The sequence below is a fragment of the Nocardioides sp. CPCC 206348 genome (assembly GCF_048654705.1).
GTDB lineage: Bacteria > Actinomycetota > Actinomycetes > Propionibacteriales > Nocardioidaceae > Nocardioides.
In genome coordinates this window covers 22,196-25,693 of record NZ_JBMCZA010000209.1, presented here as the reverse complement: position 1 = coordinate 25,693, position 3,498 = coordinate 22,196, and the positions used below count along the sequence as shown (strand labels likewise).

The following is a 3,498-nucleotide window of genomic DNA, read 5'->3' as shown; positions in this document are numbered from 1 at the left end:
CCCTCCAGCACCCGGGAGTACCCGAGGAACAGGGCGGTGTCGCCGTCGACCGGTGCGCCCCACACCTCGGTCGTGGCGCCCTCCTGCACGATCCGGCCGTCGCGCATCACGGCCAGCCGGTCGGCCACCGCGAAGGCCTCGGCCTGGTCGTGGGTGACCATCAGTGCGGTGGTTCCGGACGCGGTGAGGATCCGGCGCAGGTCGGTGGCCAGCCGGCCGCGCAGGCCGGCGTCGAGGGCACTGAGCGGCTCGTCGAGCAGCAGCAGGCGCGGTCGGGCCGCCAGCGAACGGGCCAGGGCGACTCGCTGCCGCTCGCCTCCCGACAGCGTGCGGGGCAACCGGTCGCCGTAGCCCTCCAGGCCGACGAGGGTGAGGAGCTCGTCGACCTCGGCCCGCACCTCGTGGCGCGGGAGACCGCGCAGGCGCTGGGCGTAGCCGACGTTGCGGGCCACGGTGAGGTGGTCGAAGAGCTGGCCGTCCTGGAACATCAGGGCGAAGCCACGGCGGTGGGTCGGGGTGTCGGCGAGGTCCTGGCCCTCCCACGCGATGGACCCGCCTGCGAGAGGTTCGAGGCCGGCGACCGCGCGCAGCAACGTCGACTTGCCGCATCCCGACGGGCCGAGCACCGCCAGCACGTCGCCATCGGCGACGGAGAGGTCGACGGCATCGACGGCACGGGTGCCGTCGAAGGTGACGGTCACGCCCTTGAGGTCGAGCATCACCACGCCCCCGTTCCCGGCACACGCAGCCGCTCGACGACAAGGATGACGGCCGCGGTCACCGCGGCCAGGACGACCGAGGCTGCCATGGCGGTGCCGTAGTTGAGGGCACCGGGATGGCTGAGCAGCCGGTAGATCGCCACCGGCAGCGTGGGCTCGGCTGGACGCACGATGAACGAGGTCGCGCCGAACTCCCCCAGCGACACCGCGAAAGCGAAGCCCGCGGCGGCGAGCAGGGGACGCCACACCACTGCCAGGTCGACGGTGCGGATCGCCCGCAACGGCGACGCCCCGAGCGACGCCGCTGCCTGGCGCTGGCGGTCGTCGATGCCGGCCAGGACAGGGACGAGGGTGCGCACCACGAGCGGCAGGGCGACCAGCGCCTGGGCGATCGGCACCAGCAGCGGACTGGACCGCAGGTCCAGCGGCGGCTCGTCGAGGGCGATCAGGAATCCGAAGCCCAGGGTCACCGCGGACACCCCGAGCGGCAGCATGAAGAAACCGTCCAGGACCGTGCGCGCCCGGCGTCCGGCGCGCGTGCGGGTCCGCCGGGTCACCACGAACGCAACGATCAGGCCCAGGGACAGGGACATCCAGGTCGCGTCGACCGCGATCCGCAACGACGCGACCAGGGCGTCGGTGACCGACACCTGGAGCAGTCCGTCGCCCGATCCCTCGAGGGCGCGGTAGGAGTCGAGGGTCCAGGCACCGTCGCTCCGGAAGGACGCGACGACGAGCGTCAGGATCGGCAGCGACACCGCCAGCAAGGTCAGCACGGTGACCACGACCGCTGGAATGTCACGACCCTGCGGTCGCGCAGGGGCAGCCACGGATCGTCGTACCGTCGGGTCGGGGACGGCACGCAGGCGTCCCACCACGACCAGGAGCACGACGACCGCGACCATCTGCACCAGCGACAGGGCCGCCGCTGCGGGCAGGTCGAGCAGGTCGGCGGTGAGCAGGTAGATCTCGGTCTCGACCGAGGAGTACCGCACCCCGCCGAGCACCAGGACCACACCGAACGCGGTCGCGCAGAACAGGAACACGACGCTGGCGGCGGACACGATCGCCGGGCGCAGCGCCGGGAAGGTGACGGTGCGGAAGACCTGCCACGGCGCAGCGCCCAGTGCGGCCGCGGCCTCCCCCGGGCGCCGGTCGAGGCCCTCCCAGGCCACGCCGACCGTGCGGATCACGACCGCGACGTTGAAGAACACCAGGCCGATCAGGATCGCCACCGGGCTGCCGTCGAGGCCGAGGAAGCCGAGCGGACCGGACGACGAGATGAGCTCACGGACGGCGAGACCGACGACCACCGTCGGGAGCACGAACGGCACCAGCAGGGCCGCGCGCACCAGCCCGCGACCGCGGAACCGCAACCGGTGCAGGACGTACGCGCAAGGGACGCCGAGCAGCACCGCGGTCGCCGTCGCGACGGTGCTCGTCCAGACCGTGAACCAGAGCACCCGCCCCGTCCGGGGCCGCGTGAGCACGTCGACCACGGCTCCGGGATCGAAGCGGTCCTCGGGCCACAGGCCACGCTCGAGCATCGCGCCGACGGGCAGCACGAAGAAGACCGCGAAGACCGCCACCGGGACGGCAGCAAGGGCCGCGAACGCGACCTTCCTGCCCACCCCGGCGGCACCGCTCATCGCGAGATGATCTCGGTCCACTCCTCCAGCCAGGCCTTGCGCTCGCTGGCGATGTCGGCCGGAGCGACCTGCTCGGTGCCCTGGGGGCGCTTCGCGAACGTCGCCCACTCGGCGGGCAGCTCGACGCCGTCGGCGACCGGGAAGACATACATCGAGGGCGCGAGTGCGGCCTGCACCTCCGGGCTCAGGAGCCAATCGATGACCGCCTCGGCACCGGCCACGTTGGTCTCGTGGTCCTCGTCGCCCCGGAGGACGCCGGCGTACTCGACCTGCTCGAAGCAGTTGTCGAGGAGCGCACTGGTCGTCGACTTCGTGCCGGCCTTGTTCAGCGTGAAGGCAGGCGAGGAGTCGTAGGACACGACGATCGGGCGGTCGCCGCCGGAGAAGGTGAAGTCCGTGAAGTACGCGTCCGACCAACCCTTGACGACCTTGGCGCCGTTGGCGACCAGGTCCTCCCAGTAGGTGGGCCACTCGTCGCCGTACTCCTCGATGGTGGCGAGCAGGAAGGCCAGGCCGGGCGAGCTGGTGCTGGCGCCGGGGATCACGAACAGGTCCTTGTAGGCCGGCTCGGTCAGGTCCGCGAGACTGGTCGGGGCAGGGATGCCCTGCTTCCTGAACCACGCGTCGTCGACGTTGACGCAGACGTTGCCGTTGTCGATCGGCGTCAGCGCATCGTCGTCGTCGCCCTCGAGCTCGAACTTCCCGGCGCCCGCAGGCAGCTTTGGCGCGTACGACGCGAAGACGCCCTCGTCGACCGCGCGCGTGGCGAAGGAGTTGTCGACACCGAACACGACGTCGCCGACCGGGTCGTCCTTGGTGAGGACGAGCTGGTTGGTGAGCGCACCGGCGTCCTCGAGCTTGCTGATCTCGAGGGTGTAGCCGGACTCCTTCTCGAACGCAGCGACGAGCTCGTCGGGCAGGGCGAAGGACTCGTGGGCAACCAGGGTGACGGTCTTGTCCGTGGCTTCGGGCTCGCCGTCGTTCTCACTGCTGACGAGGGAGCAACCGGAGGCCAGCAGGGCCACCGCCGCGATGCCGATGAGGTGGCCGTTGGAGTGGATGCGTGCACGCATGATGAAGATGACTCCCTTCGCCGGTCTTAACCGGAGCAGGTTCAGAGGGTCTGCGGC

General features: G+C 71.2%; 3 protein-coding genes. All 3 read right to left on the bottom strand.

All coding sequences use genetic code 11. The features are described 5' to 3' along the window. Positions 1-719, bottom strand: a 719-nt coding sequence (locus ACOADB_RS20715; protein ID WP_378602966.1) for an ABC transporter ATP-binding protein, incomplete at its 3' end; no start/stop codon positions are given. Continuing rightward, entirely contained in the window at positions 719-2,368 is a 1,650-nt protein-coding gene (locus tag ACOADB_RS20710) for an ABC transporter permease (protein WP_378602885.1), read from the bottom strand. The genes ACOADB_RS20710 and ACOADB_RS20715, both read right to left, overlap by 1 nt. Next, the coding region (locus ACOADB_RS20705) for a thiamine ABC transporter substrate-binding protein (RefSeq protein ID WP_378602882.1) at positions 2,365-3,498 on the bottom strand (1,134 nt) is incomplete at its 5' end. The genes ACOADB_RS20705 and ACOADB_RS20710, both read right to left, overlap by 4 nt.

What these genes read in the sequence shown, in the direction of transcription:
- ACOADB_RS20710 (WP_378602885.1), bottom strand. Translation starts at nt 2,368, where the DNA reads ATGAGCGGTGCCGCCGGGGTGGGCAGGAAGGTCGCGTTCGCGGCCCTT.